Annotated in this window: 19 protein-coding genes; 7 read left to right on the forward strand and 12 right to left on the reverse strand. The window is 66.4% G+C overall.

Annotated features, from left to right (window positions below):
* Positions 1-436: 436 nt before the first annotated feature.
* Positions 437-1,195, reverse strand: coding sequence for an MBL fold metallo-hydrolase (locus ABLE92_RS24275; RefSeq protein WP_348807371.1), 759 nt, complete (start codon positions 1,193-1,195; stop codon positions 437-439).
* Positions 1,196-1,205: 10 nt separating this feature from the next.
* Positions 1,206-3,146: a galactan 5-O-arabinofuranosyltransferase gene (locus ABLE92_RS24280; protein ID WP_348807429.1), complete on the reverse strand. Its 1,941-nt coding sequence runs from the start codon at positions 3,144-3,146 to the stop codon at positions 1,206-1,208.
* A 98-nt stretch (positions 3,147-3,244) separates the two neighbouring features.
* On the opposite strand from ABLE92_RS24280, the gene ABLE92_RS24285 reads away from it, so the two are divergent.
* Positions 3,245-3,904, forward strand: a complete 660-nt coding sequence (locus tag ABLE92_RS24285; protein WP_348807372.1) for a hypothetical protein — start codon at positions 3,245-3,247, stop codon at positions 3,902-3,904.
* A gap of 178 nt (positions 3,905-4,082) precedes the next feature.
* On the opposite strand, the gene ABLE92_RS24290 is transcribed toward ABLE92_RS24285, so the two are convergent.
* The 5 genes from ABLE92_RS24290 to ABLE92_RS24310 form a co-directional block, all read right to left on the reverse strand.
* Positions 4,083-4,550, reverse strand: a complete 468-nt coding sequence (locus ABLE92_RS24290) for a hypothetical protein (protein WP_348807373.1) — start codon at positions 4,548-4,550, stop codon at positions 4,083-4,085.
* 173 nt (positions 4,551-4,723) lie between these two features.
* Positions 4,724-5,485 (reverse strand): decaprenylphospho-beta-D-erythro-pentofuranosid-2-ulose 2-reductase, encoded by a 762-nt coding sequence (gene dprE2, locus ABLE92_RS24295; protein WP_348807374.1) that lies wholly within the window; start codon positions 5,483-5,485, stop codon positions 4,724-4,726.
* 28 nt (positions 5,486-5,513) lie between these two features.
* A complete protein-coding gene (gene dprE1 / locus ABLE92_RS24300) occupies positions 5,514-6,938 on the reverse strand; it encodes a decaprenylphosphoryl-beta-D-ribose oxidase (protein ID WP_348807375.1) in 1,425 nt (474 codons plus the stop codon).
* 42 nt (positions 6,939-6,980) lie between these two features.
* Positions 6,981-8,549, reverse strand: coding sequence for a phytoene desaturase family protein (locus tag ABLE92_RS24305; RefSeq protein ID WP_348807376.1), 1,569 nt, complete (start codon positions 8,547-8,549; stop codon positions 6,981-6,983).
* 28 nt (positions 8,550-8,577) lie between these two features.
* Entirely contained in the window at positions 8,578-9,807 is a 1,230-nt protein-coding gene (locus ABLE92_RS24310; protein ID WP_348807377.1) for an alpha/beta hydrolase family protein, read from the reverse strand.
* Positions 9,808-9,881: 74 nt separating this feature from the next.
* Here ABLE92_RS24310 and ABLE92_RS24315 point away from each other — a divergent pair, with 74 nt between their 5' ends.
* The 5 genes from ABLE92_RS24315 (at position 9,882) to ABLE92_RS24335 (ending at position 16,124) form a co-directional block, all read left to right on the forward strand.
* On the forward strand, positions 9,882-10,712 hold the full coding sequence (locus ABLE92_RS24315; RefSeq protein ID WP_348807378.1) for an aldo/keto reductase: 831 nt from the start codon (positions 9,882-9,884) through the stop codon (positions 10,710-10,712).
* 113 nt (positions 10,713-10,825) lie between these two features.
* On the forward strand, positions 10,826-11,257 hold the full coding sequence (locus ABLE92_RS24320) for a GtrA family protein (RefSeq protein ID WP_348807430.1): 432 nt from the start codon (positions 10,826-10,828) through the stop codon (positions 11,255-11,257).
* Positions 11,258-11,296: 39 nt separating this feature from the next.
* Positions 11,297-12,700 (forward strand): phytoene desaturase family protein, encoded by a 1,404-nt coding sequence (locus ABLE92_RS24325; RefSeq protein ID WP_348807379.1) that lies wholly within the window; start codon positions 11,297-11,299, stop codon positions 12,698-12,700.
* Positions 12,701-12,785: 85 nt separating this feature from the next.
* A complete protein-coding gene (locus ABLE92_RS24330; RefSeq protein ID WP_348807380.1) occupies positions 12,786-14,612 on the forward strand; it encodes a glycosyltransferase in 1,827 nt (608 codons plus the stop codon).
* Positions 14,613-14,618: 6 nt separating this feature from the next.
* Positions 14,619-16,124: a glycosyltransferase family 39 protein gene (locus ABLE92_RS24335; protein ID WP_348807381.1), complete on the forward strand. Its 1,506-nt coding sequence runs from the start codon at positions 14,619-14,621 to the stop codon at positions 16,122-16,124.
* A gap of 22 nt (positions 16,125-16,146) precedes the next feature.
* Here ABLE92_RS24335 and ABLE92_RS24340 read toward each other — a convergent pair whose 3' ends face one another.
* A complete protein-coding gene (locus ABLE92_RS24340) occupies positions 16,147-17,025 on the reverse strand; it encodes a TIGR03619 family F420-dependent LLM class oxidoreductase (protein WP_348807382.1) in 879 nt (292 codons plus the stop codon).
* Between the two features lie 240 nt (positions 17,026-17,265).
* Between ABLE92_RS24340 and ABLE92_RS24345 the strand changes: the two genes are divergently transcribed.
* Entirely contained in the window at positions 17,266-19,314 is a 2,049-nt protein-coding gene (locus tag ABLE92_RS24345; RefSeq protein WP_348807383.1) for a DUF222 domain-containing protein, read from the forward strand.
* Here the strand turns inward: ABLE92_RS24345 and glfT1 are convergent.
* Genes glfT1 through ABLE92_RS24365 form a run of 4 tightly spaced genes read right to left on the reverse strand, consistent with a single transcriptional unit; the run spans position 19,298 to position 22,549 of the window.
* Positions 19,298-20,206 (reverse strand): galactofuranosyltransferase GlfT1, encoded by a 909-nt coding sequence (glfT1, locus tag ABLE92_RS24350; protein WP_348807384.1) that lies wholly within the window; start codon positions 20,204-20,206, stop codon positions 19,298-19,300. The genes ABLE92_RS24345 and glfT1 overlap by 17 nt on opposite strands.
* Positions 20,203-21,060, reverse strand: a complete 858-nt coding sequence (gene wzt / locus ABLE92_RS24355; RefSeq protein WP_348807385.1) for a galactan export ABC transporter ATP-binding subunit Wzt/RfbE — start codon at positions 21,058-21,060, stop codon at positions 20,203-20,205. Before wzt ends, glfT1 begins: the two co-directional genes overlap by 4 nt.
* A 5-nt stretch (positions 21,061-21,065) precedes the next feature.
* Complete coding sequence (gene wzm / locus ABLE92_RS24360; protein ID WP_348807386.1) at positions 21,066-21,926, reverse strand: galactan export ABC transporter permease subunit Wzm/RfbD; 861 nt, start codon at positions 21,924-21,926, stop codon at positions 21,066-21,068.
* Positions 21,927-21,976: 50 nt separating this feature from the next.
* Entirely contained in the window at positions 21,977-22,549 is a 573-nt protein-coding gene (locus ABLE92_RS24365; protein ID WP_348807387.1) for a bacterial proteasome activator family protein, read from the reverse strand.
* Between the last annotated feature and the right edge of the window lie 39 nt (positions 22,550-22,588).

The raw sequence follows: 22,588 nt of genomic DNA on the forward strand, positions 1-22,588 counted from the left end.
CGACGTCCACCATAACGGATGGGACGTCATCATGGGAGCCGACCACCACCCCTGGTTGATCCCACCGGAAAGTGTTGACCCACAACGACGATGGTTGCGATCCTATCACCGCAGGACCATGACATTGGATGGATTGCCGGGTGTGGCATGAGGATCCGGTTCCAGCCTTGCCTTGCGGAGGTCTGGACACGGCTCGTCGTTTCGACGGAGCTCAACGCGGCGGCTAGCGCTCCTCACCGGCTCGACCGGCGAAACAACGGCTCGACCGGCTGGCAAAGGAGCTCGACCGGCGAATGGGAGGCGCTCGACCAACGGGGTAAGACCCTCGCCCACAGATAGATAACAGACCAACCAACCCGCACCCGGCTCCGGCCGGGACCGCATCGGTTCCTTGAGAACTCCATAGTGAATTGGGACGCCGACCTCGGGTCGACGGTCAGCGCGACAGCGCTTCTCGCGCCATGTCGGCCACCGAACCGTCGACTCGAGGTCCGTGTCCCGGGAACAGTACCGTCGCATTCAACTCGGTGAATGCCTCGACGCTACGACGGGCCGCGGCCACATCATGCTGGAAGACGTCCGGAATGCATTGGCAGCCATGGATTCCGGAGATCGGATGGTCGCTGACCAGCGCATCGCCGGACACCAATGCAGCCCCGTCGGCGACGAGGTAGGCGCTGTGGCCGTCGGTGTGGCCGTGTGAGGCCACCGGCACCGGCGATCCGGGTAGGTCAAGGCGCTCCGGGAAGGCCTCCGCCGAGTCGATTCCCTTGCGGCTCAACACTCCCAGCGGGGTCACTTCGGCCAGCCATCGCCACACCCTCGGCCGATACGCCACCGACGCGATGTCGAGCGGCGACGCCTGCTGGAGGTGATCGCGATGGGCGTGGCCCACCTCTGCGGGATCGACGAACACCGGAAAGCCGTACCGCTGCACGAGTTTCGCCACCCCGCCGATGTGGTCGACGTGCGCATGGGTGAGCAAGGCGCCACGAATGTCCTCGGGGCGTGCGCCGATCCGGGAAATCGACTCGACCACCAGATCGGCCTGGCCGGGGTAGCCGCCGTCGATCAGGGTGAGTCCGGACTCATCCTGGAGGACAACCCAATTGACGGCATGGGTGCCGACGAACCAGGCCCGTGACGACGCGCCGTCGACATGACTGAGGTCGAACTTCTCGGCCGGCACGATCACCTCCTTGGTGTCACTGACGAACCACCAACACGAACGGCCCGATCTCGGTGACCTCGAAACGAGGATCGTCGAAGGCCTTCGGATCGAAGGTGACGGTGTAGCGCTTCACATTCGGATCGTTCGGATACACATCCTGCGCCAACCGCAAAGCGTAGCCGTCCGCGGAGTAGCGGAACAGGAAGACATTCGGTGCGGGCCAGGCGGCGTGGTCGAGCTGATCGATCATCTCGTCGGGCGTGGTGACCTGTGCCCACTTGGCGATGGTCGCGGCCCGTTTGTCGAACTCGGCCAAGGGATTCGCGTAGTGCGACGTCAATCCCTGGAAACCCCAGTAGGGATACACCGAGAGGAATCCGTAATCGGCCGTGAGAACCACATTGTCGGTGGCCGGACGGCCGGTCTGCGCGGTGATCTTCCGGTCGATCTCCGGGAAGAAGGACTCGGCACCGGCCGGACGCTGGTCGGCGCGAACGCCATAGCCGTCGGTGTCGGTGTAGGCGGTGGTGATCTCACCCGACAGGTACTCGGGAATGCCCTGTGCCGCAGCGATTGCAGTGGCGGCCGCGACGACTCCGATCAACGTCCGGATATCACCGAACCGGCCGACCGCCCACCGTGACAATTCGGCGACACCGAGGACACCGGCGGCGGCCAGCACGGCCACCAGGATCGGTTCGAGCCGGAACGACAGCAGCGTCGACCCGACGGCCGTGCGGATCATCGACAGCAGGCAGAACAGATAGATCCCGACCACCGTCACACCCAGGGCGAGCGCGATGGTGCGCTCGCGGAACCGCAGCAGCAACCAGATCAGCCCGATCATGGTGATGACGCCGACGATGGTGAGGTGGAGCATCGGGAGTGGCAGAACCGCGCCGCGCCCGGGCAGATAGTGCTCGGCGGTCCCGCCGCTGGACGGCGCATTGCTCACCCGCGCCAACAGGTAGGGCGTCCAGACAAGCAACGCGACGATCCCCGACACGGCAGCCATCACGATCAGACGCACACCCACCGCGACGATCACGGCCCGCCGCGCCGCGGACACCTCGGCCGACGGCAGCGCCTTGTTGCCCGCCCGGACCCACCCGAACCCGATCAGCACCAGCGCCATCAACACGGCGACACCGGCGAACAGCCCGGCGTACAGCGTGTAGAACGTCGCACAGAGTCCGAGGAACAGCCCGGCAGCGATCACCGCAGGCCAACTCGTCCCCGCCCGCAGCGACCCGGTCGGCCCGTCGGCCATCCGGCTTCGACCCCGCAATGCGTACTGCATTGGGATCAGCATCGGCACACCGATGAGGACCAACACCGCGGCGTACGGCTCGGGGGAGGCCTCCATCAGCGTCACGACGGTGACGGCGAGCGCGATCGCCGCGCCACGATCCGCGCCGACCATCCGGTTCCACAACACGACACCGACGGCCGCGGCGACCGCGATGGTGAGGATCGCCCACGGCTTGTACGCCTCCCAGCCGGGCATGCCCTGCGCGGCGGCGAACCGACCGCCCCACCAGAACCAGCCCGCCGGGTAGTAGGGCGGCAGATCGAGGTAGGTCATGTCGGCCAGATGCGGGCTCGAGGTCATCCGGGTCAGGTATTCGGTGCGGAACTGCTGATCCGCCGACAACCCGAATAGATACAGCCGGGTCGCACCCAACGGCATGCCCAGCGTCACGGTCACCAGGCCCGCCACACCGGCCGTCGACAGCACGGTGGTCAGCCATCGGGACCGGCCGTACCGATACAGCAGGGCGGCTCCGACCAGCACGATCACCGCGATGACCTGGCCGACCGTGGTCAGTGCACGCGTCACGTTGGAGGAGTTGAACGCCGGCCACTGGACCGCGTCGATGACCTTGAGGCCGACGACGGAAATCACCACTCCGAGGGTCACGGCGATGACGAGGTCTGCGAGATCGGAGAGGAGGGGTCTGATCTGTCGCAGCACTCGGGTCTGCCGCTCTCGGGTCTGCGCAGTCACGCAGTCAGTTGTAGCAAGACGCGACAGTCATTCGGAGAGGGGACGTCGGTAATGGGCATCGTTAGGTGTGCGAAATAACTCGCGAGGCCCATCCACCACCCGGAAGGACGATCACGAGGACTCGCTTCACCGTCGCCGGCGCCACGGCATCGCTGGCCACCGCCCTGCTGCTCACCGGATGCGGGGCGTTGAGTTCGCCCAACGACCCGACGTCGACCACCATTCACACCTCTGCGGCAGCGCCCACCGAGGTCGCCGATACTGTCACCGCCACGGTGACGACCGACACGACTGCCACGAGGCCCATCGCTACAAGGCCCGCCGACACCACAACGTCGACGACAGACCCCACGCACACCCTCCCGCCCGGCCACGGGACCGGCATCTCGGCCTTCGCCGGTCACTGGCAACGCCACGAGTCGTCCCTGGACACCACACTCACCGGAACACTTCTGATGGGGGCGTCCGCGATCGACGACGAGAAGTGGAACTTCACCTGGGAACGTCGCGATACCGACTCCGACACCCACATCGTCGGCACCCTGACCACGCAGATCAACAAGTCTGGGACCGGCGTCGGATTGCACGCCGGACAGACGTTCACCGCCCGACTCTCCACCGATGCGTCGAACACGACGATCCTGCTCACCGACGGACTCGGCGACACCGGAGGCACGCTCACCTGGTGCATGGTTGGAGCGCCTTCACCCGATTGTGGGGCGTGAAAGCTCGGATCCGGTACCGCTGAACGGTGTTCGGCAGGGGAACGCTGACCGGCTGGTTCAGGGACGTGGGTCACAGCGACTTTGTGGTGAAAGTTGCTGCCGCACAGGGCTAGTTCGTGGATTCGTTCCCTGCTCACCACCGCGCTGCGATGCTGCCCCGCTGCCTCCCAGCGGGCGGTCAGGAGACGGTAACTGACAGCCGCAGGAAGCGTTCTGGGCCGGGGTACAGCGCGCAGACCCAATTCGCATTGAACACACTCGCAATATAATTGTGCGAATCGAACGAAATTCCGACGCCCAGGAACAATTCCTGATTGATCTCTACAGGAACAATGTGAAAGTCGTCAAGATACTGCTCAGCAGGCCGGTCTCTGATTCCAAGATAGCGGGAGACGGAGGCAGGCAGTCTGACCGATTCGTCCGCTGACGCACGCCGGATCACTGTCTCGAGGATGATTACGGGATCGCTGGGAAATTCACGCCACGCATACTCGTTCCGATGTACGTCAGCCTCATGTGCGGTGGTGAGCCATAGATCGCTTCCATCGTCAAGTGACCACCAGTAGGCCGACCCTTCTGTGGGTTTGATACCAGTGGGGCCATCAGCGAACCAAACCCGATTCGACGAGTTCAAGAAGGATTTCATTCTGCCCATGCGAACCATCGAACCACGGCGCCAGGATCCGGTAGATTCCCGCAGGCCGAGGCCAGTTGGCGATCACTCAACGGTAGGAACGAGTGATCGAGTCCAGTGGTCGTGTGACGTCGGGATCGCTCTCACGCCTCGGAGACGAGCTGAGATGGCACCTCTAGACCGCTCTATACCGGCAGCTTGCGGAACACCTTCCGCGGGACGTGGCGCAGCACCATCATGATGAAGCGGAACGTTCCGGGGACCCACACGATCTCCTTGCCGGCATCGACCGACTTTGCGACCGCCCGCGCGACGTCATCCTTGTTGACGGTCAGCGGTGCCTCGGCGACGTTGGCCGACAGCCGGGTACGCACCTGGCCCGGCCGGACGACGAGGACGCCGATGCCCTCGGGTGCGAGTGCCTCGCCGAGGCCGAGGTAGAAGCCGTCCAGACCGGCCTTGGATGAGCCGTAGAGGAAGTTGGACCGCCGAACACGTTCTCCGGCAACCGAACTCATCGCAACGATCTGTCCGTGTCCCTGCCCGCGGAATTTCTCGCCGAGCAGCACGCCGACGCTGACCGCGGCGGTGTAGTTGATGGTCACCTCGGTGACCGCCTTCTTCTGGTCCTGCCAGACGGCCTCGTCGTCGAATTGCACACCCGCGGCGACGATGGCGAGATCGATGTCGCCACCGGCAAACGCCTTGTCGATGACGGCGGCGTGGGTGTCGGGTGCCAGCGCGTCGAAGTCGATCAGTTCGACCTCGGAGGCGCCGGCGGTCTTCATGGTGGCGACGGCCGCCTCGGCGGTCGGATCGCCGGGGACGACGGCGAGAACGACCCGCGCCGGGCCGCGGGTGAGGAACTCACTCGCGATGGCCAGGCCGATCTCGGAGCTGCCGCCGAGGATGAGGATGGACTGGGGGGCGCCTACGGCGTTGAACAAGGTTTCTCTGCTTTCAGATCGGATCGGGTCAGGCAAGCTCGAGGCGCCGGGCCATGTCGGACATGAACACACCGGTCGGGTCGATGGTGCGGCGGGTGGCGATCCACTCGTCGATCTGCGGGTACATCTTGTGGAAGTTCTCCGCCGAGGTGCGCGAATCCTTCGCGGTGTAGAGGCGCCCGCCCATCTCCATGACGCGCCGATCGAGGTCGTTGAGGAACTCCGCGAGCCCCTTGCGGACCGGGAAGTCCAGGCACACATTCCAGCCCCGGAACGGGAAGGACAGCGGCGCGCGATTGCCGTCGCCGAACAGCTTGATCACGTTGAGGAAGCTGACGTGCCCGGAGGCCTGGATGTCGAGGATGAGCTGCTTGAAGTCGCCCTCGTTGCCGGTCGGCACGATGAACTGGTACTGGGTGAACGCGCCACCGCGGCCGTAGGCGTTGTTCCAGTTCCCGATCAGATCGAGCGGGTGATAGAACTGCGGCAGGCTTTCGATGATGCCGCGCTTGTTGGAGCCCATCCGGTAGTACAGCTCGCCGATCAGCGAGAAGTCGAACTTGTTGTCCAGGCCGCGCGGGAAGACATTCGGCAGCGAGATCAGCGGCTTGACGTCGAACTTCAGTGCCTTGTCGCGCAGTTTTGCGGGCAACTCGTCGAGGGTGGCCAGGTTGCCGCGGCTGAAGGAACCGCGACCCAGCTTCGATCCGCCGCTGATGGTGTCGAACCACCCCGAGGCGTATTCGAAGCCGTCCTCGTAGCGCTGCTCGAGGTGCAGGTCGATGGTCTCGTCGAGGTTCGCGGTGGTGAAGGTGTCGGCGAGGAAGTACGCGGTCTCGGTGCGCTTGAGGGCGATCTTGGCGCGCAGCACGATGCCGGTCAGGCCGATACCGCCGACGGTGGCCCAGAACAGGGTGCCGTCGGGATCATCCGCCGATCCCTCGGGCGTCAGGATCAGGATCCGCCCGTCCGCGACCAGCAGGTGCATCTCGACGATGTGATCGCCGAAGGTGCCCGTCGCGTGGTGATTCTTGCCGTGGATGTCGTGGGCGATACCGCCACCGATGGTGACCTGCCGCGTTCCGGGCATGACCGGCACCCAGAAACCGCGGGGTACGACGACCCGCATCAGGGCATCGATGGACAGTCCGGCGTCGACGTCGACGATGCCGGTGTCCTCGTCGAGGGAGTAGATCCGCGTCAGCGGCGTCATGTCGACGGTGAGGCCGCCGGAGTTCTGCCCGGACTCGTTGTAGGAGCGTCCGAGTCCGCGGGCGATCACACCGCGCTTGAGGTAGTCGGGTTTATCGGCGTTGTCGTCGGCGACGCGCGCCACCGCCTCGGCGATGACCTCGGGATACGGCGTCGAGAGCACGTGGCCTAGGACCGGTGTGGTGCGTGACCATCCGACCAGTTCACGGGTCGTGATCGGCAGCAATTCATCTGTAGACATCGCTCAAGAGAGTACCCGCATCGGTTTTGCGGCCCGCGGCGTTCACCATCCCAGGACGGCGGCCGCGGCATTTCGTCCGGGGATTCCGCTGACGCCACCACCGCGGCGGGCGCCGGCACCGCACAGTTGCAGTCGTGGGTGGCGGGTCTGGACACCCCAGGTGCCCACCTCGGTGGCCTCGGGCGCCCAGGGCCACTGCAGTGAGCGGTGGAAGATGTTGCCGCCGGGCAGACCCAGTGCGGTCTCGAGGTCGAGCGGGGTCTTGGCCTCCAGACAGGGATTGCCGTGGACATCGTGGGCGATGACCCGTTGAACCGGTTCGGCCAGAACCGAATTCAACGACGCCAGGGTCGCCTCGACGGCCTGTGCGGCGGCGCCACCGGCGGCGAACACCGCCGGCGGCATGTGCAGGCCGAACAGGGTCAACGTGTGTTTGCCGGCCAGTTCGGGACCGAGGATCGACGGATCGGACAGGGTGTGGCAGTAGATCTCGCACGGCGGCAGGGCCGGCACCTCGTCATTGCGGGCCTGCTGCCAGGCCGTGCGCAACTGATCGTAGGACTCGTTGATGTGGAAGGTGCCGGCGAACGCGGCGGTCGGCGACGTCGTGGGGTCCCGCAGTTCGGGTAGCCGGTCGAGCAGCAGGTTGATCTTGAGTTGGGCACCCGCGGTACCCGATTCGGTGGTGAGGGGTTCGTCGAGCATGGTGTTGAGCACGTCCGGCGCGCACGCCCCGTGCACCATCTCGCCCCGGACGGTGGCCACGCGTTGCCGGGAACTGCCGTGATCGGTGGTGAGGTATTCGACGATCCCGTCGCCCGGGTCGATCCCGACGACGGTGCTGGTGGTGTGGATGTCGGCGCCGGCGGCCAGTGCGGCCTGATACAGCGCGCCGGAGACCGCACCCATGCCGCCGACCGGCACATCCCAGTCGCCGGTGCCGCCGCCGATGAGGTGATAGAGGAAGCAGATGTTCTGCCGCAGGGAGGTGTCGTGCAGGTCGGCGAAGGTGCCGATCAGGCCGTCGGTGGCGACGATGCCGCGGATCAGGTCGTCGTCGAAGTACCTCTCGATCAGTTCGCCGAGGGGGCGTTCGGTGAGCATCTCCCAGAGTTCGGCGCGCGACGAGTCGCCGTCGACGACGAGATCGGTCATCTCCTGCGCCGAGCGCAGCGGCTCGATGAGGGTGGGGAACACCGCGCGTGCGATCTCACCCATCCGCTCGTAAAACCATTGCCACGCACCGAATTCCGTGTCGCTGCCGGTGGCCTGGGCGAAGGAACGCGCAGTGGCGGCGTCGTCGTGCGTGTCGACGAGGACACCGCGCGTCGGGTCGGCCGGCAGCGGTGTGTACGAGGAGTACCGGCGCCGGATCAGGGTGACGTCGAGGTCGAGGTCGGTGATGATCCGGGCCGGCATCAGCGACACCAGGTAGGAGTAGCGCGACAGGCGGGCGGTCATCCCGGGGAACGGCATCGCCGACACCGCCGCACCCCCGACGTGATCGGCGGATTCCAGGACCAGGACGCTGCGGCCGGCGCGCGCGAGGTAGGCCGCGGCGGTCAGCCCGTTGTGCCCGGCCCCGATGATGACGTCGTCGTAGGTCCTCACGGTGCCGCCGCCCTCATCGCCTGATCCGTCATCGCATGATTCGGGCGAGGAACGGGGTGGAGTCGGGGATCGAGGCCAGCACCGTGCCGGAGTGATCCTTCGTGGGGTAGACGTGCAGTTCGACGGGCTGACCGGCCGCCACCATCTGTGCGTACAGCGACAGCGCGGACGGGGCCGGGACGTCGGAGTCCAGTAGGCCTTGGCCGAGGAAGATGGGTCGGTCGTAGCCCGACGACGGGGTGCCCATGTAGTCCGTCAACGCCTCGCGGATACCTGGGATGGAGCTGACCGGCCGGGACAGGAACTGATCCAGCCGAACCCCGGACGCCAGCGGCGTCATCTCCGGGTCGCAGACGGTGCGCGCGTCGGCGACGAGTTCGCGGCCCTTCGGACCGAGGACCTGCGCGATGTCGATGTCGGGTCGGGCGTCGGCGAATCCGGCGAAGATGTAGGCCGTGTAGACGGTCAGGGCCGCGGGTAGCGCGACGGGTGCGGGCGGGGCGAGGGAGACGATCTGCTCGATGTTGGCGGGCGTTCCGGTGGCGACGACGCCGCGGTAGTCCAACCCGGAGCCGGCCGACAGTGCGCTGGCGCGGCGCGCGGCATTGAGTGCGGCACTCGCACCCTGCGACTGCCCGACGATGGCCCACTTCGTGGACAACGGCAGGCCCATCTGGTGCGCGGCGATCACCGAGTCGACGACGGATTGTGCCTGCGCCACCCCGCTCAGATAGTTCATCAGCCCCGGGGTGCCGAGCCCGACGTAGTCGGTGGCGACGACGGCGTAGCCCTGATCGAGCCAATGATCGAGGTAGGTGGTGTCGCGGGCGCCTCGCGGCTGCACCGACGGGGCGCAGTCGTCGCCCAGTCCGGTGGTGCCGTGCGCCCACGCGATCACCGGGTGGCCGCCGGCGGGTGCGGCGCGTTTCGGCAGGAACACCGCGCCGGAACTCACCGCGGGCCGGCCGTGCACGTCGCGGGAGGCGTAGAGGATGCGGTAGGCGCGTCCGGCCGACGGCAGGGTGAGCGGACTCGCGAGCGGGACCTGCGCGATCAGGGTGCCGGGCGCACCGATGGGACCGGAATAGCCGGCCGCGTCGAGACCCGAATCGATCGGCGTCGCGGTGGGCGGTGGACCGTCGGCGCGGGCCTCGGTGGGGACGAGGAAGGCCGGGACCAGTCCGGCGAGGATCAGGGACACGATCAGCGCCACGGAAAACCCGAGGGTTCTCGGCGCACCTCGACGGAACACGGCCATGATCTCGACCATAGCGCCGCACATCGGGCCTTGTTAGCCGACGCCGATGGACGGTTGGCCCATATTCTTAGACGGTGGAGATCCCTTCGGTCACGCTCGCGTCCGGTTTTTCGCTGCCGCTGGTCGGCCTCGGCACCTACGACATGCTCGGGATGCCCTGCGCGCATGCCGTTTCGCATGCGCTGGGCGCCGGCTACCGGCTGCTCGACACGGCGTCGCGCTATTCCAATGAACGCAGCGTCGGGATGGGGATCGAGGAGTCGGGCATCGACCGCGCCGATGTCGTGGTGCAGACCAAGCTCGGCGGCGGTGATCAGGGATTCGACGAGGCGATCAACGCGGCCAAGGACAGTGCCCGGCGGCTCGGGGTGGCCTACCTCGACGTCTACCTCATCCACTGGCCGTGCCCGAGTCTGGGCAAGATGGTCGAATCGTGGAAGGCCCTGCTGACCCTGGCCGAGGAGGGATTCATCCGGGTGCCGGGCGTCTCGAACTTCAAGACGCATCATCTGCAGGCGCTCTACGACGAGACGGGGAAGTGGCCGGAGCTCAACCAGATTCAGTGCTCACCCGCACTGGCGCGTGACGACCTGCGAGAGTTCATGCAGCACAACGGAATCCATGCGCAGGCGTGGCATCCGACCGGCCGCAAGGAGGGCATGCTCGCCGACGCCGTCGTCATCCGGCTGGCCCGCAAGTACGGCAAGTCGCCCACCCAGATCGCGTTGCGCTGGTCGGTGCAGCAGGGCATCGGTGTGGTGCCCAAGTCGGCACACAAGGGACGCCAGCTCGAGAACGCCGACCTGTTCGATTTCGAGTTGACCGAGGCCGACATGACCGACCTCGCGAGCCTGGATCGCGGTGAGAAGGCGGCCCGCGACTCCGATGTGGAAGAAGAATTCTGACCCGGCTGCCACGTGAATTCTCAGCGCCATGACCTAGGGTGATGCGCGTGGTGGACCAGAGTTCCGACGAGCCGAAGCACACGCACGACGAGTTCGCGACGCGTCATGCGCCGATGCCCCCGGAGCTGCCCCTCGACGACGGGGAGGCCTCCACCGACGTCCCGCTGATGACACAGATCATCCGGTTCGTCATCACCGGCGCCGGGTCCGGGGTCATCGACTTCGGTCTCACCGCGCTGCTGCAGTACCTCGCGGGACTGCCGCCCGGTCTGGCCAAGGCCATCGGCTTCATCTGCGGCACCACCACCGCTTACTACTTCAACCGGCGGTGGACGTTCCGTGCTGAACCGAGCATGGCCCGGTTCATCGCGGTGGCCGTGCTCTACGGCGTCACCTTCTTCGTCAACGTCGGCGTCTACGTCTGGCTGTCGCATCTGTGGCCGGAGGAGTTCATCTACAGCCTCGTCGCCTACGTCATCGCGCAGGGGCTGGCGACGATCATCAACTTCGTGGTCCAGCGGGCCGTGATCTTCAAGATCCGGTAGCGAGCCGTGGTCGGGGGATCGCCGCGCACCGCCGCGGTCGTGGGTTCCGGGCCGAACGGGTTGGCCGCCGCGGTTCGGCTGGCGCAGGCGGGGCTGGCGGTCACGCTGTTCGAGGCCGCCGACGAGATCGGTGGTGGTACGCGATCGGGTGAGCTGATGGTTCCCGGCGTCGTCCACGATCACTGTTCGGCCTTCCATCCCCTCGGGGTCACCTCACCGTTCCTGGCGTCATTGCCGCTGCACCGGCACGGACTGCGATGGCGGTGGCCGGAGATCGACTGTGCCCATCCCCTCGACGACGGCACCGCGGCGCTGCTGTATCGCGACATCGAGGTGACGGCCGCCGGGCTCGGCGTCGACGGTCCGCGCTGGAAGCGTCTGTTCGGCCCACTCGCGCGGCATTTCGACGACATCGGCACCGACATTCTCCGGCCGTTCCTGCACGTGCCGCGACATCCGGTCACGTTGACCCGATTCGGTGTGCGGGCGCTCGCCCCGGCGACCGTGTTGGCGCGGACGATGCGGACACCGGGCGCTCGGGCCTTGTTCACCGGGATGGCCGCACACGGGTTCACGCGGCTGGACCGGCCGGGATCGTCGGCGGCCGGGGTGATGCTCGTCGCCGCCGGCCATCGCGCCGGGTGGCCGGTGGCCGAGGGCGGATCGTCGGCGATCGCGGCGGCCATGGCCGGGCTGCTGCGCGAGCTCGGTGGCGAGGTCGTGACGGGCCGTCGGATCGACCGTATGTCCGATATCGCCGATGCCGACGTCGTGATCCTGGACACGGCTCCCGAGTTCGCGACGGATCTGCTGGGCACGGCCATCCCGCCGCGCATCGGCCGGACGTTCCGCGCGGTCACCCACCGGACCGCGGCCTTCAAGGTCGACTATGTGATCGACGGTGAGGTGGGCTGGACGGCGCCCGGCTGTGACCGGGCCGGCACCGTGCACCTCGGCGGAACCTCGGCCGAGATCGCCGACGCCGAGCAGAGCGTGCTGGGTGGGCGGATGCCGCAGCGGCCGTTCGTCCTGGTGGGGCAGCAGTGGCTGGCCGACCCGGGTCGCGCGTCGGGCTCACTGCGGCCACTGTGGGCGTATGCGCATGTGCCCAGCGGATACCGGGGACCGGTCACCGAGCTGGTGACCGCGCAGATCGAGCGATTCGCGCCGGGTTTCGCCGATCGGGTCGTCGACGTCCGGACGCGAACCCCGGATGAACTCGAGATGGACAATCCGAACTACGTGCGTGGTGACATCGGCGGTGGACCCAACGACCTGATGCACCTGGTCGCGCGGCCCCGGCTGACGACGACGCCGTACGCCACCGGAGTCCCCGGGGTGTATCTGTGCTCGTCGGCGACGCCGCCCGGTGGTGGTGTGCACGGAATGTGCGGATTTCACGCGGCGCAAACGGCACTGGATCATCTGATTACGCGCGCGTGATTTCCGGCTGGTAGGTCGCTGTGAGTTAGTCTCGACGGGAATCGCGCCGAATCATCGAATCGATCCGTACGACAGCAGAGGCCTGATGCACAACGACGACCTGATGGTGGTCCAGCGAACCGTGTTCGCCGGACCCAATTCCCGTGTGAATCCCGGGATGTACGTCGACGCGGACATCGCGGCGGTACGAACGGAGCGGACCGAGGTCCGGATGGATGCGGGCGTGACACTCAGCACGAATACGTATTTCGGGCGATTTGCCGCGAGTTATTGGCAGCGGTATTCCGCGATCACGGAGGTACGCCTCGAATTCGATCACGAGGTTGCCGACGATGCCATCCTGCGTTTCGAGGTGCACGCATCCGACGCCAGCGGACGGGACCGTCCGGTGGAGATCATCGAGATCACCGGGACGGGTCGGGTGTGCCTCGACCTCGCGGTGCGACGCTTTGTCGACGGGGGTGCCATCTGGTTCGATGCCACCGCCATCGGCGGGGGCGCGCGACTGGCGAACGTGACGTGGTCGGCGCCGCGACCGGAGCGGGTCCGGCCCATCTCGGTGGTGATCTGCACGCACAACCGGCCATCCGAGGCGACCGCGACAGCCTTGGCCCTGGCGTCAGAGGATGTGGTGCACAACAAGATTGCTGCGGTCTACCTCGTCGACCAGGGCACTGATCGAGTGGATTCGCATGCGGACTTCGAACGGATCAAGGCGGCGCTCGGCGACAAGCTGCATTATCTGACGCAGCCGAATCTGGGTGGGGCCGGCGGGTTCAACCGCGGATTGTTCGAGCTCACCCGCGGCGGCGTCTGTGACACCGACGTGCTGCTGATGGACGACGACATCCTGGCGGAACCGGAGTCACTGCTTCGGCTGTCCACCTTCGCCGCGAGCACCGTCGAGCCGATGCTGGTGGGTTCGCAGATGCTGCTGCTGTCGGAGACCTACCGCGTCCACATGACCAGCGAGTGGGACCGACTGGGTCGCTACAAGGCGGGTATGAAGGGCGCGTACAGCCGCAACGGCATCAACGCCCTCGAGAAGCAACAGGAAATCCGGGTCGATGCCGGGTACAACGCCTGGTGGTCGTGTCTGATACCCGCGGAAGCTGCTGTATCGCTTGGTCTCTCGCTTCCCATGTTCTTCCAATGGGATGACGTGGAGTACGGCATCCGCGCCCGAAGGCAGGGATTCGGTACCGTGACCTTGCCCAATTCCGGTGTTTGGCACGCGGATTTCCATCTCAAGGACTACGACGATTGGTCCCGGTACTTCTCGTGGCGTAATGCGTTCATCGTCGCCGCCCTCCATGGGCGCGTGGATCCGCGTGAAGCCGTGACGGTCTCGCTGCGGGAGATCGGTCGTCAGATCAGCTGCATGGAGTACGGGCTGGCCGCGACATTCATTCTCGCCCTGCGTGACTTCCTGGTCGGACCCTCGGTCCTCGCCGACGGTGGTCAGGGAAAGCTCGCCGAACTCGCCGAGCTGAGATCACACTATCCGGAGACCAAGGTCCGTCCCGCCGCAGAGGTGGGACGCGAGATCCGTTCGCCGATCGTCGCGCGGCCGCCGGAGCCACAAAAAGGCAAGCTGGACCGCGTGCTGCTCAAGCGGGCCGTGAAACAGAGTGTGGGCCGGGTGATTCCGGGTCCGGTGTCGATGGCCAAACTGGACGCCACCTGGTGGCACGTCGCCTTGTTCTCCTGGGTGGTGGTGACCGATGGGTCGCAGACGGGGGTGCGTGTGCGGCGCCGCGACGCCGACACCCTGCGACGACTGACCCGGGAATTGGCGGAGGTCTGTTGGGAGCTCTACCGACGCGGTCCCGAGGTGGCCTCCCAATGGCGCGATGCTGCCCCCGCGCTGAGCAGTCGCGAGAACTGGCAGCGCTTGTTCGACGGTGACTGACCGAGCATGACTCGACTGCGCGGTGCCGGTGTGCCCCTGCTGGTGGGTCTGATCGGCGCCCTGGTCGCGGCGTGGGGATCGTGGCGGCCATCGCTGTGGTATGACGAGGCGGCCACCATCTCGTCGGTGAATCGCACTGTCCCGCAGATCTTCCATCTCGTCGACACCATCGACGGTGTGCACGCGGCGTACTACCTGTTCATGCGGGCGTGGACGCTGGTATTCGGTTTCTCCGAGTTCTCCGTTCGGTTACCGTCCGCGTTGGCCGTCGGGGTGGCTGCGGGACTCGTGGTCGTTCTCGGACGGATCGTGTGGGACAACGCTTTCGGTGTGCTCTGCGCACTGGCGTTGTTGACCGTGCCGCGGGTGATGTGGGCCGGTTCGGAAGCGCGTGGGTACGCGGGCGCGATGGCGCTGACGGTGGCGGCGATGCTGTTGCTGCTGATCGCCCTGGATCGTGGCAGGTGGTGGTGGATCGCCTACTCGGTCACGGGGATCGCGATGGTGGTCTGGTTCTTTCTGTCGATCACGGTGATCCCGGCCCAGATCGTGATGATTCTGGTGTTACGCCGTCGAATTCCCCGGGCGGCGGTGTTCGCCATGGTTGCCGTCGTGGTTGCCGTGACTCCGTTCGCCTGGTGGGTTTTCGGTCAACGCCGCCAGATCGACTGGCTGCCCCCGATGACGTTGGATCGGCTCGAGACCCTGATCCTGTTCGAGATCCCCGATGGCTCCTGGCCGTACCTGATCGGGGTGAGTGTGGTGGTGGTGGCGGGAGTCGCGGTTGCGGCGTTCCGGTCTGCCGCGCAGCCGTGGCCGATCCTGATTGCCGCTGCGAGTTGGTGGTTGATCCCGACGGGTGTGATCGTGATCTATTCGTGGTTGGCGTCGCCGACCTACACCCCGCGCTACCTCATCTTCGCGGTCCCCGGCTTTGCGATCGTCGTTGCCTGGGCGGTGCGGGCGATGACGGGGGATCGTCGCGTGTGGCAGGCGGTGCTCGTCGGGCTTCTCATCGCACTCATGGTGCCGTCGTACCTCGCCCAACGCGGTCCCTATGGGCGCACCGGCGAGACCGACTTCTCACAGGTTGCCGAGTACGTGCAGACGCACGCGCATCCGGGCGACTGCGTGGCGTTCGGTCCGAGCCCGGGGTGGAGTCCGGTGTCGATGAGGGCGGTACTGCGTGGAAAACCCGATTCCTTTGTGGGCCTGCGCGATATCGGAGCGCGCAGGGGTGCCGCGGTATCGGGGTCGCTGTGGGACGAGGATCGACCGGTCGAGCGCTACCGTGAGTTCGCCGCAGGATGTTCGGTGATGTGGGTGATCGGGGATCGGGACCGCGATACCGCCGCGCAGACGTTCCCGGGCGGGATGCAGGTGTGGACCTTCCGTCGCGAGCGATTCGTCGACACTGCGCTCCACCGGGAGCTGTCAGACTCGGGACTACATGTGGTGCAACAGATCCCGTTCACCAATTCGCAGGTGATACTGATGGAGCGGGATCGATGAGCGCAGAGAACTCTGCCGGGACTCAGCCGTTGACCTTGGCGATGACGTTGTCCGCGTACCAGTTCAGGTGATCGATCTTCTTCTGTAGTGGTTCGGTGTCCTGACCGACGACGTAGGGCAGCCGGAATCCGACGATGACGTCGGTGATCCCCTTGTCCTCCAGCTTCTTCACGCCGTCGACGGTGTAGGCGTCGAGGGAGATGACGTGAATCTCGAAGGGATCGTTGGTCTTTCCCTCCGCCTTGCGGATGTCGGCGATGGTGTCGAGGAGGGCGTCGAGTTCCTCGGCCGGTCCGCCGCCGTGCATCCAGCCGTCGCCGCGGATCACCGCCCGTCGTAGCGCGGCGTCGGCGTGACCGCCGACGAGCAGCGGGATGGGTTCGGTGGGCGCCGGTGCCATCTTGATCTTGGGGATGTCGTAGAACTCGCCGTGGAACTCGAAGTACTCGCCGGAGGTGAGGCCGCGGATGATGTCCATGCATTCGTCCATCCGCTTGCCGCGCCGGCGGAAGTCCACGCCCATGATGTCGTAGTCCTCCGGCCACGGGCTGGTGCCGACGCCGAGCGCGAGCCGATTGCCGGTCAGGTAGGCCACCGACGCGGCCTGCTTGGCCACGAGTGCCGGTGGGCGTACCGGAAGCTTCAGGACGAACGGGGTGAAGCGGATGGCGGAGGTGACCGCGCCGAGTGCCGCCGCCTGGATGAAGGTCTCGATGAACGCCTTGTCCTCGAGGAACTCCCGATTGCCGTCGGGAGTGTAGGGATACTTCGCGTCCGACTCCTCGGGGTAGGCGAGGGAGTCGGGGATGGTGAATCCCGCATACCCGGCCTTCTCGGCGGCCTGTGCGAGCGGCGCGTAGTAGGCGGGGTCGGTCATCGCCTCGGCGAAGGTGAAACGCATCGGTGTGCCCCTTTGGTTCTCGTGGACCGGCTTACCCAGAGTAGAACACGTTCTAGTTTCTCGGAGGGGGTTGGGGGATCGCGAGGCGTCTTGCCGCCCGCGCGGCCGGTATCAGAATACGAACATAAGTTCGATTTTGAGGATCGAATCGTGGTGGTTCTGTCGGTGGGCTCGATATAATAGAACATAACCGCGAACACATATGTATTCGCATTGAGATGTCCGAGGGGGTGACACCGCATGACCGAGGCGTTGAACGAGAGGATGAGCGAGGGGACGGGTCGGCGGTGGTCGGCCGCGGATTTCTGGTTGGGGGAGTCGTGTTGGCCGGCGTTGCTGGATGCGGCGGTCGGGGATGTGGTGGTGGCCAAGGTGATCGCCGAGTATCGCGCCGAGGGCGGGGACGGGCCGGTGGGTCCGGTGATCGGTGTCTGTGATGATGCGGTGAATGGCTGGTCGGGGCATCTGATCACGTTGCAGCGCGGCGTGTGTTTTCTGGCGTATCACAAGTACGTGGCGGTGCGTGAGATCGCGCAGCGGGTGCGGCAGTTACGGCCGGCCGATGAGGTTCATGACTTTCTGTTGGCGGATACTACGGCGTTGATCGGCGCGCGGGTCGGGCAGTTGCTGAGCATCTCGCAACGGGCGGCTGAGGTGCTGGTGGAGCATGCCGATGTGATGCATGAGCGGGTGCCGAAGGTGTTCGAGCAGTTGCGGCAGGGTCGGATTGTGCCGGAGTTGGTGTCGGTGGTGGTGGCGTGCACCGAGTTGCTCGACGGGTGCGACACGGCGGCGGCGGTCGATGCCGAGGTGGCCGAGGAGTTGGCGCGGCATGGCGGGGCGTGGTCGCGGGCGCAGTTGGCGACGATGGTGGATCGGATCGTGTTCCGTCATGATCCGGATGCGGTGCGGGAACGGTGTCGGCGCGCCGGTGACAAGCGGTCGGTGATCGCTCGGCCACGTCCGGATGGGATGGCCTCGATCACGGCGACGATGACCGCGGAGAATGTGGCGATCGCGATGGCCGGGATTTCTCGGTTGGCTGATGCGGTGTGTGCCGAGGATCCGCGGACGCGTCGGCAACGCTCTTCGGATGCGTGTTTCGCGTTGTTGTCGGGGACGGCGTTCGAGTGTCTGTGCGGCCGCGGCGAGGAGTGCACGGCGGTGATCCCGGAGGCGGGGACGGTGCCGCCGGCTGCGGCGGCAGTGATGGTGCATGTGGTGTGTGACGAGGCCACCTACGCGGCGGCCGAAGAAGCCGCGGCGGCCGAGCGGGTCGCGGCACAAGAGCGGGCTGCAGCGGCCGAACGCGCAGCAGCGCAGGCTGATTCCGTGTCCATTGATGTCGAGGACGTGTCCACCGAGGGTGCATCCGGGTCGGGTCGTGGGGTGCAGCAGTGCGTCGCCGACGGTGAACCAGCCGAGTCGCCCGCCGAGCCGTCCACCGCTGAGCAGTCCACTGTTGACGGTGAACTCGTCGACGGTGCTGCGGCAAGCGGCGCGAATGTGGCTGCCGCGCAGTCGGATACCGGTGATGGTGCCGGCGATGCGCCTGCGCCCGCTGGTTCTGCGGCGTTCATCTTCGGGCAGGGTGTGGTCTCGGATGTGCAGGCGTTCGGGTTGATCACCCGGCCCGATGCCGTGGTGCGGCGGTTGATCGGGCGCCATGTGGTTGTCGGTCCCGATGGCGGTATCGAGGTGTCGGCGACCGCGCCGGGGAATCCGTATCGGCCGTCGTCGGTGCTGGATCGGTTTGTGCGGATTCGGGATGGGTGGACGGTCACCCCGGGCGAGGATCGATCGGCGATGAGTGCCGAGGTCGATCACGTCGCCGAGTTCGATCACCGCAACCCCGGTGCGGGTGGTGCGACGGTGCCGGACAACCTGAACGCGAAGTCACGGTTTGCGCACCTGCTCAAGACGTTTGGGGCCGGCTGGCTCGATGAGCAGTACCGCGACCCGGGCGGCAGGTTGCGCACGGAGTTCCTCACTCCCGAGGGCATGGTGATACTCGGTAATCCGTTCACCCTGGAAGACCTGTTTCCCGGGTTGGCGCGGATCCGGTTCCGGGCGCCACCCACACCACCCGCCGCACCGGCCCCCACCGATGCGGGACCGGCGGAGACGGCGCGCATCCTGCACCCCACCCGACGCATGAGTCGGGTGGAGGCCAAACACGCCCGCCGACGCCAGGAACGCGAACGCAACAAACGCCGCCGCGAAGCGCAAGAACACCGCGAAGCCCAAGAACGCGGGCAGGCCGTGTCGCCGGTCAGTCCGGCCGGATGAACCGTTCGCGGCGGCCGAGTCGCTGCAGCCGCAGCCATTCGGCGAAGCCTTTGACGTCGTGTTGCTGCACCAGGAAGTACCAGCCGAAACGGGCGTACTCCTGGGGGAGGAGCTTGCGCATGCCCGGCTGACTCATCAGGTAGCCGCGGTTGCGGTAGGTGAAGAAGCGTTTGGTCGGGTTATCCGGATACTGGGTGTGCATGCGCCCACCGAGGATCGGCCGGAACTCGTCGGTGCCGTACGGGTGCAGGTAGGCGGTGGTCAGGCAGGTGCCGAAATCCAGGCCCGACCGCTGCAGCCGACGGTGCATCTCCACCTCGTCGCCACGGAAGAACAACCGCAGGTCGGGCACGCCGATCATCTCGAGGGTGTTTGCGCGGAACAGTGCGCCGTTGAACAGCGACGCGATGCCGGGCAGTAGGTCGTCGTCGGGGTTGCCGGGTTCGAACAACTCGGATCGCTTGCGCCGCCACACGACTCCCCGGCGCAGCGGGAAGGCGAGGGTGTCCGGGTCGTCGATGTTGGCGACCACCGGGGAGACCTCGGCGAGGTCGTGCGTGATCGCGCAGTCCATCAGCGTCGCGAGAACCTCACTGCCCTCGGGTCGGCCGTCGTCGTCGGCGCACCATACCCAGTCGGCCCCGAGCGCCAGCGCGTGCAGCATGCCGAGGGCGAATCCGCCTGCGCCGCCGAGGTTTCGCTTCGATCCGAGATAGGTCGTCCGAACTGGCTGTGCGGCAACAAGATCGGCGACGACGGCCTCGGCGGCATTGTCGACGACGACGATGTGGTCGACCGGACGTGACTGCGTGGCGAGGACCTTCAGCGACGCCGACAACAGTTCCGCGCGGCGGTGGGTGACCACCACCGCGACCACGGTGTCGGTGCTCATGCCGGTGCGTCCCCGTCGGCGCCCCCGTCGGAGGTGTCACTGCCGGAGGCCTCGTCGCGCTTCATCCCGGCCAGCACGTCGCGGACGTGTGCGGCGGCGTCGGGACCCTCGTAGGCGCCGACGACCTCTTCGATTCCGCCGTCCATCCGGACCTCGCCGTGATCGATCCACAGCGCACGGTCGCAGAGTTGGGCGAGGAACTCGTTGGAGTGGCTGGCGAACACCAGGATGCCGGACCGTTCGACCAGGGCCTGCAACCGGATTCGGGCCTTCTTCATGAATTCGGCGTCCACCGCGCCGATGCCCTCGTCGAGGATCAGGATCTCCGGATCGATGCTGGTGACCACGCCGAGGGCGAGTCGCACCCGCATACCCGTCGAGTAGGTTCGTAGCGGCATCTGCAGGTAGTCGCCGAGTTCGGAGAAGTCGGCGATCTCGTCGATCTTGCGCAGCATCGCCTTGCGCGTCAGTCCCAGGAACATGCCGCGGATGATGATGTTCTCGTAGCCGGAGATCTCCGGATCCATGCCGACGCCGAGGTCGAACACCGGGGCCACCCGTCCGGTCACCCGGCAGGCCCCACGCGTCGGCTCGTAGATCCCGGACAGCAGACGCAGCAACGTCGACTTGCCGGCACCGTTGTGGCCGACCAGACCGACGCGGTCACCGTGCTCGAGGTGCAGGTTGATGTTCTTCAGGGCCTCGACGACGATGACGTTGGAGTCGTTGGCGCCGATCACCCCGCCGGCCGCACCCATCACCGACTTCTTCAACGACCGGGTCTTCGCATCGAAGATCGGGAAGTCCACACACGCATCCCACGTGTCCACGCGCACCGAACTGGTATTGCTCATCGCCATCACACCCAATACGCCACGCGGGCCCGGTAGTTACGCATGACCGCCAACGCGGCGAGCCACCCGATCGCGGTGCAGCCGATGACGATCGCCCAGTGATAGAACGCCACCGACTGGCCGAGCAGGGGCCCCCGCGCGATGTCGAGGTAGTGATACATCGGGTTCAGTTCCACCAGCCGCAGGCGCGGATTCTCCCCGCCGACCTGGCTCAGGCTCTGCGTCGTCCAGATGATCGGCGTCATGAAGAACACCAACTGCACCGCCGTCGTCAGCAACTGCCCGATGTCACGGAACCGGGTGGAGAGGATGCCGAACACGATCGACACCCACACGCCGTTGATGACGTACAGGATGATCGCCGGAATCACCAGCACCACAGTCCAATTGACCGGCTGCGGGAAGACGATCAGGATCACGATGTAGATCACGATGTTGTGGGCGAAGATGATCAGCTGCCGCCACACCATCCGGTACACGTGCACGCTCACCGGCGCGGGTAGCTGCTTGATCAGGCCTTCGTTCTTGGCGAAGACCTCCGCCCCCTCGAGGATGGAGTTCTGGATGAAGTTCCAGAAGATGAACCCGAGCGTGACGTACGGCAGGAACGTCTTGATGTCCATGTGGAAGAGCTCGCCGTAGAGCAGGCCCATCGCCACCGCGGTCACGCCGGTGGCGATGGTGATCCACAGGGGACCCAGCACCGAGCGGCGATACCGCTGTTTGATGTCCTGCCACCCCAGATGCAGCCACAGCTCCCGCGACCGCATACCTTCGGCCAGGTCGCCGAAGGCCCGGCTCATCGACCGAGACCCCGCGCCCGGCGGGGGCGGTGGCACCTGCCCCTCGATCACTTCCGCTGACACGAGGCTTGAGCATACAGAGCGCTCATGTGGGCGCCCGGCACAGAGGTTCTCTACAGGTACTGCCCGGTACTCCCGTGGCCGCTCCCCGAAGCCGGCATCATTCCCGGCGGCAACGCACCCTGCCGCATCTGCTCGAGCTGCGCCCGGGCGGCCATCTGCTGGGCGAACAGTGCGGTCTGGATGCCGTGGAAGAGGCCTTCGAGCCAGCCGACGAGCTGTGCCTGCGCGATGCGGAGTTCGGCGTCCGACGGGGTGGTGTCGTCGGTGAAGGGCAGCGCCAGACGCTCGAGTTCCTCACGCAGCTCCGGCGCCAACCCGTCCTCGAGCTCACGGATCGACGACTCGTGGATCTCGCGGAGCCGGTTGCGGCTCGCCTCGTCGAGAGGTGCCGCCCGCACCTCCTCGAGCAACTGCTTGATCATGGTGCCGATGCGCATCACCTTCGCGGGCTGCTCCACCATGTCGGCGACGCTCGTGCCGTCGTCCGACGACTCGGCGGAGGCGGCGGCGGTGCCCAGGGGAGCGTCCGCACCCACCACCACGATGGAATCGTTGCCGGGTTCGGACGCGCCGTCGTGATCGGGACTACCGAAGGGGCTCGCAGGTGTGCCGTCGATGACCATGCCCCCATTGTGCCCAAGCCGTCGACGGGTCGGGGCGAT

The organism is Gordonia oleivorans (assembly GCF_040044975.1).
Lineage (GTDB): Bacteria > Actinomycetota > Actinomycetes > Mycobacteriales > Mycobacteriaceae > Gordonia > Gordonia oleivorans.